At 70.0% G+C, this 6,436-nt stretch carries 5 protein-coding genes; 3 read left to right on the forward strand and 2 right to left on the reverse strand.

The features are described 5' to 3' along the window. Window positions 1–139: 139 nt before the first annotated feature. Window positions 140–1,315, reverse strand: coding sequence for a transaldolase (gene tal, locus AB0C03_RS32110; RefSeq protein ID WP_030337334.1), 1,176 nt, complete (start codon window positions 1,313–1,315; stop codon window positions 140–142). A 15-nt stretch (window positions 1,316–1,330) separates the two neighbouring features. Beyond that, complete coding sequence (tkt, locus tag AB0C03_RS32115) at window positions 1,331–3,469, reverse strand: transketolase (RefSeq protein WP_357641061.1); 2,139 nt, start codon at window positions 3,467–3,469, stop codon at window positions 1,331–1,333. A 266-nt stretch (window positions 3,470–3,735) separates the two neighbouring features. On the opposite strand from tkt, the gene AB0C03_RS32120 reads away from it, so the two are divergent. The 3 genes from AB0C03_RS32120 (at window position 3,736) to AB0C03_RS32130 (ending at window position 6,248) form a co-directional block, all read left to right on the forward strand. Further along, on the forward strand, window positions 3,736–4,689 hold the full coding sequence (locus AB0C03_RS32120) for a heme o synthase (protein ID WP_030337330.1): 954 nt from the start codon (window positions 3,736–3,738) through the stop codon (window positions 4,687–4,689). Between the two features lie 289 nt (window positions 4,690–4,978). Beyond that, window positions 4,979–5,314, forward strand: a complete 336-nt coding sequence (locus tag AB0C03_RS32125; RefSeq protein WP_124816405.1) for a hypothetical protein — start codon at window positions 4,979–4,981, stop codon at window positions 5,312–5,314. 13 nt (window positions 5,315–5,327) lie between these two features. Further along, on the forward strand, window positions 5,328–6,248 hold the full coding sequence (locus tag AB0C03_RS32130; protein ID WP_357641064.1) for an ATP-grasp domain-containing protein: 921 nt from the start codon (window positions 5,328–5,330) through the stop codon (window positions 6,246–6,248). Window positions 6,249–6,436: the final 188 nt, after the last annotated feature.

The following is a 6,436-nucleotide window of genomic DNA, read 5'->3' on the forward strand; positions in this document are numbered from 1 at the left end:
TCCGCTTCGCTGCGTGCCGTCATGAGGCCTCATCGCACTGAGCTTGCTGATTCGCTCGCTGCGCTCGCTCATGCCGTCACTCCGCTTCGCTGCGTGCCGCCATGAGGCACCGTTGCACTGAGCTTGCTGATTCGCTCGCTCATGCGCCACCAGCCTTCTCGGCGGCCTTGGCGTTGCCCTTGGCCGCCTTGTTCGGCGAGCCCTTGCCGGTGCCCGCCGCCGCCAGCGACTTGCTGACACCGTCGAGCAGCTCCTGCCAGCTCGCCTCGAACTTCTCCACACCCTCGCGCTCCAGGGTGGCGATCACGTCGGACATGTCCACCCCGACCGACTCCAGGTCCGCGAAGACCTTCCGGGCCGCGTCGTAGGCGCCGGTCACGGTGTCGCCGCGCGTCTCGCCGTGATCGGCGTACGCGTGGATGACCGCCTCCGGCATCGTGTTGACCGTGCCGGGGGCGATCAGCTCCTCGACGTAGATCACGTCCCGGTAGTCCGGGTTCTTCGTCGAGGTGGACGCCCACAGCGGCCGCTGCGGGTGCGCGCCGGCCGCCTCGAGCGCCTTCCAGCGGTCCGAGGAGAACACCTCGGTGTAGCGCTCGTACGCCAGTTGGGCGTTGGCGACGGCGGCCTTGCCCTTGAGGCCCTTGGCCTGGTCGGAGCCGACCTTCTCCAGCCGCTTGTCGACCTCGGAGTCGACCCGGGAGACGAAGAACGACGCGACCGAGCCGATCTTCGACAGGTCGTGACCGTTGGCCTTGGCCTGCTCCAGACCGGCCAGGAACGCCTCCATGACCGCCGAGTAGCGGTCCAGACCGAAGATCAGCGTCACGTTGACGCTGATCCCCTCGGCGAGGGTGTCGGTGATCGCCGACAGGCCCTCCTCGGTGGCCGGGATCTTGATGAAGAGGTTGGGCCGGTCCACCAGCCACCACAGCGCCTTGGCCTCGGCGACGGTCTTGTCCGCGTCGTGCGCGCTGCGCGGGTCCACCTCGATCGAGACCCGGCCGTCGACACCGGCGCTGCCGTCGTACGACGGGCGCATGACGTCGCAGGCCCACCGTACGTCGTACGTGGTGAGCATCCGTACGGCCTCTTCCACGTCCACGCCACGGGTGGCGAGGTCGCGCAGCTGCCAGTTGTACTCGTCGGCGTCGCTCAGCGCCTTGGCGAAGATCGTCGGGTTGGTGGTGACGCCGGCCACGTGCTTCTCGCGGCGCAGCTGGTCCAGCCCGCCGGAGCTCAACCGCACCCGGGAAAGATCGTCGAGCCAGACCGCCACACCCGCGGCGGTGAGCTCATTCAGCTTGTCCGTCATGCCATCCACGCTCCCTCAGTTGCCGGTCGTGAAACCGGTGATGTCGCCCACCCGGGCCAGCGAGGCGTGTGCTGCCGCCACGATCCGGTCGGGGGTGAACCCGAACTGCTCGAAGAGCACGGTGTGCGGGGCGCTCGCTCCGTAGTGCTCCAGGCTCACGCTCTCGCCGAGGTCACCGACGACGCCGCGCCAGGACATCGCGATGCCCGCCTCCACGCTCACCCGTGCCTTTACCCCGCGCGGGAGCACCGACTCCCGGTACGCCTCGTCCTGCTCGTAGAACCACTCCTGGCAGGGCATCGAGACGACCCGGGTCGGGGTGCCGTCGGCCTCCAGCCGCTCCCGGGCGGTCAGGCAGAGCTGCACCTCGGAACCGGTGCCGATGATGATCACCTGAGGCTTGCCGTTGGACGCCTCGGCCAGCACGTAGCCACCGTTGGCCACGCCGTCCACGCTGCCCAGGACGTCGCGGTCCAAGGTCGGCAGCGGCTGACGGCTCAGCGCCAGCGCGGTCGGCCGGTCGGTGTGCTCCAGCGCCTTCCGCCAGGCCCAGGCGGTCTCGTTGGCGTCCGCCGGACGGACCACGTCCAGGCCCGGGATGGCGCGCAGCGCGGTCAGGTGCTCCACCGGCTGGTGGGTCGGGCCGTCCTCGCCGAGGCCGATCGAGTCGTGCGTCCAGACGTAGGTCACCGGCAGCTTCATCAGCGCGGCCAGCCGCACCGACGGGCGCATGTAGTCGCTGAAGACCAGGAACGTGCCGCCGTACGGGCGGGTGCCGCCGTGCAGGGCGATGCCGTTGAGGATCGCGCCCATGGCGTGCTCACGGATGCCGAAGTGCAGCGTGCGGCCGTACTCGTGGCCCGGGAAGTCCTTGGTGGCGTGGGCGGCCGGGATGAACGACGGCTCGCCCTTCATCGTGGTGTTGTTGCTCTCGGCCAGGTCGGCCGAGCCACCCCACAGCTCCGGGAGCACCGGCGCGAGCGCCTCCAGCACCTTGCCGGACGCGGCCCGGGTGGCCACCCCCTTGGCGTCCGCGGGGAAGACCGGCAACGCGTCGGTCCAGCCGTCGGGGAGTACGCGGCCCGCCAACCGCTCGTAGAGCGCGGTGCGCTCCGGGTTGGCCTTCTTCCACGCGTCGAACGCGGTGGTCCACTCCTGCTGGGCGTCGGAGCCGCGGCCCATCACCGTGCGGGCGTGGCTGAGCACCTCCTCGTCGACCTGGAACGTCTGCTCCGGGTCGAAGTCGAGGATCCGCTTGGTGGCCTTCACCTCGTCGGCGCCCAGCGCCGAACCGTGGATCTTGCCGGTGTTCTGCTTGTTGGGGGCGGGCCAGCCGATGATGGTGCGCAGCGCGATGAAGGAGGGGCGGGCGGTCTCCGCCTTGGCGGCCAGCAGCGCCGCGTAGAGCGCCTCGGCGTCCTCGTGGTAGTCGCCCTGGTCGGCGTCGCCGCTGCGCCAGTCGACGGTCTGCACGTGCCAGCCGTACGCCTCGTAGCGGGCGGCCACGTCCTCGCTCTTGGCGATCCGGGTGTCGTCCTCGATGGAGATCTCGTTGTCGTCGTAGATCACCGTGAGGTTGCCCAGCTGCTGGTGCCCGGCGAGCGCGCTGGCCTCGTGGCTGATGCCCTCTTCGATGTCACCGTCGGAGACGATGCACCAGATGTCGTGGTCGAAGACGGACGCGCCGAGCTCGGCCTCGGGGTCGAACAGGCCGCGCTCGCGGCGGGCCGCCATGGCCATGCCGACCGCGTTGCCCAGACCCTGCCCGAGCGGGCCGGTGGTGGTCTCGACGCCCGGCGTGTGCCCGTGCTCGGGGTGCCCCGGCGTCTGCGAGCCCCACTGCCGCAGCGACTTCAGGTCGTCCAGGCTCAGCGGGTAACCGGAGAGGAACAGCTGGATGTAGAGCGTCAGGCTGGAGTGCCCGGCGGAGAGGACGAACCGGTCGCGGCCGGGCCAGTTCGGGTCGGCCGGGTTGTGCCGCATGACCCGGTTGAAGAGGAGGTACGCCGCGGGCGCGAGGCTCATCGCGGTGCCCGGGTGACCGTTGCCGGATTTCTCTACGGCGTCCATGGCCAGCACGCGGACGGTATCGACGGCCCGGCGATCGAGGTCGGACCAGTTCAGTGCGGAGTGCTCGGGTCGTTTAACAGCCACGATGGTTGTGCTCCTCGGCAGATGGGCGGAACCCTCACCGATGACCTTATCGAGCGTCCCTAAACGTGCGCCCGGGGATCTGCGCATGGTGTGCGCTACGTGACCATCCGGATGCTCGGTTCAACCCGGTGGTGTGACGGCCCGCACCGTTGTCGGGTCGGCCGGGCAGCCAAAACGACGACGCGTAGTGTGTGGGTCGGTATGCGGACCCTCCCGGTCCCGACCGATCCGATCTCCCCGTGCCCGATGCCGGAAGGTGGCAATCCGTGAGCATGATCACCGAGCGCCCCGCGAGCAACCCGGCCGGGCAGCATCCGGCGCGGGCGGCCGAGGGCACGGTGGCCCGGCGGGACGTACGCGCGGTCATCTCGGCGTACGTGACGCTCACCAAGCCTCGGATCGTCGAGTTGCTGCTGGTCACCACCATCCCGGCGATGATGCTCGCCGAGGGCGGGCTGCCGTCGCTGTGGCTGATGGCCGTCGTCCTGATCGGCGGCTCGCTCGCCGCCGGCGCGGCCAGCGTGCTCAACTGCTACATCGACCGGGACATCGACCAGTTGATGCGGCGTACCAAGCGTCGGCCGCTGCCGGCGCACACCGTCTCGCCGCGCAGCGCGTTGATCTTCGGTCTGGTGTTGGCGGCGGTGTCGGTCGCCCTGATGGCGGCGTTCACCAATCTGCTGGCCGCCGCGCTGACCCTCGCCGCGATCGCCTACTACGACCTCGTCTACACCCTGTGGCTCAAGCGCTCCACCCCGGCGAACACCTTCTGGGGCGGCGCCTGCGGGGCGGCCCCGGTGCTGATCGGGTGGGCGGCGGTGACGGGCTCGTTGGCGCCGGCCGCGTGGGGGCTGTTCGCTGTGGTCTTCTTCTGGCAGATGCCGCACTTCTACCCGCTCGCCATGAAGTACAAGGACGACTACGCCCGGGCCGGCATCCCGATGCTGCCGGTGGTGGCCTCGGTCCGCCGGGTGAACGCCGAGATCCTGATCTTCGCGTGGCTCACCGTGCTCACCTCCCTGGCCGTCTGGCCGCTGGGGCTCAGCGCGATCTACGGGGTGCCGACCCTGGTGGTGGGTGCCATCTTCGTGGTCGAGGCGCACAAGCTCTGCCGGCGTGCGACGCGCGGCGAGGCGGTCAAGCCGATGCGGCTGTTCCACTGGTCGACGACGTACCTGACGATCGTCTTCGTGGCCGTCGCGCTCGACGCGCTGATCTGACCCGTCCCCACCCCGCCCGGTCGGGGCTTGACGGCGATGATCCACTGACTAGTCATGAACGTGGATGAGTTGTCCGCTTTTAACGTCACATCAGAGTAACTTTCAGCATGAGCCAGGTCGGCTCAACTCAGGACGGTTCGGGGGCGTTTTGCCCACGTGGTTTGAGCGCAAAGTCCTGATATAAACGGACAGCAAACCTGTGGTCGTCCTTAAACCTGTAGGTAATTGGCATCACAAAAGGTTCATGGTTCTCGCGCGACCGGGTGCAACTCTGCTTAGGCTTCGCGTCATGGCAGATGGTTCCGATACGACGCTGACGGCCGAGCAGACCGCCGGCGAGCAGGCGCCCCACGGCCTGGTCGCGGGCCTCAAGGCGTTCGCCGCCGGGCACGGCGGCGCGAAGGCGGTCATCGAGTACGTCGGCAAGCGTGGCGCGCGGATCGTCCTGGTGGGTTCCGACGGTGAGTGGGGCGACCAGTTCGCCGACGACACCGTCACCGCCCGGGAGGCGTGCGCCAAGGCGGGAGTTACCGTCGAGAACGCCTGGGAGCGTGAGCTGATGGACCAGATGCGTCCGAGCAACGACCTCTGGCGGTCGATGGCCCGCCGCACGATGTCCCGCTGAATAGACAGTTGAATTGACCACATATCACCAGTCGGCCCGGGGGGAACCCCGGGTCGCTCTCGTCACCTGCTCCGAGCTGGCCGACCTCGACCCGGACGACCGGTTGGTCCTCGCACCGCTCGCCGCCCGCGGCGTCGCCGCCCAATCCGTGGTCTGGGACGACCCCGACGTCGACTGGTCGTCCTACGACCTGGTCGTGCTCCGCTCACCCTGGGACTACGCGTTGCGCCGCGACGAGTTCGTGTCCTGGGCGGCGGGCGTCCCGGCGCTGGTCAACCCGGCCGACGTGGTCCGCTGGAACACCGACAAGCGCTACCTCGGTGAGCTGAGCGCCGCCGGGGTGCCGACAGTGCCGACGACCTGGATCGAGCCGGGGGAGAGCTGGCAACCACCCGCCGAGACCGGCGAGTACGTGCTCAAGCCCGCCGTCAGCGCCGGCAGCCAGGACACCGGCCGCTACGACCTGGCCGACCCGGAACACCGGGAGTTGGCCGCCGCGCATGTTCGCCGGCTCTCCGACGCCGGCCGGGTGACCATGGTCCAGCCGTACCTGCGTGCCGTCGACACCGAGGGCGAGACGGCGCTGCTCTTCCTGGCCGGTCCGGAGGGGCTCGCGTTCAGCCACGCGATCCGCAAGGGTCCGATGCTGACCGGGCCGGATCTCGGCCCGGACGGGCTCTACAAGGCCGAAGAGATCACCGCGCGCACCGCCCGAGCCGACCAGCTGGCCGTGGCCGAGCAGACCCTCGCGGCGGTGCCCGGTGGCACCCGACAGCTGCTCTACGCGCGGGTCGACCTGATCCCCGGCCCGGACGGCAAGCCGGTCCTGGTCGAGCTGGAGCTGACCGAACCGTCGCTCTTCATCGGGTACGCCGACGGCGCCCCCGACCGGCTCGCCGACGCGATCACCACCCACCTGTCCCGTCCCAGCTGACGGGGCGCCGGCCGGAAGATCGTGCTCGTTCATCGTTGTAGTGGTGTCCGCGCGTCGTTGAGGCCACTACTTCCTGGTTCGAGCACGATCTTCGGCGCGGGGCGCGGGGCGCGGGGCGCGGGGCGCGGGGCGCGGGGCGCGGGGCGCGGGGCGCGGGGCGCGGGGCGCGGGGCGCGGGGCGCGGGGCG

The organism is Micromonospora parva (assembly GCF_040649675.1).
Classification (GTDB): domain Bacteria; phylum Actinomycetota; class Actinomycetes; order Mycobacteriales; family Micromonosporaceae; genus Micromonospora; species Micromonospora parva.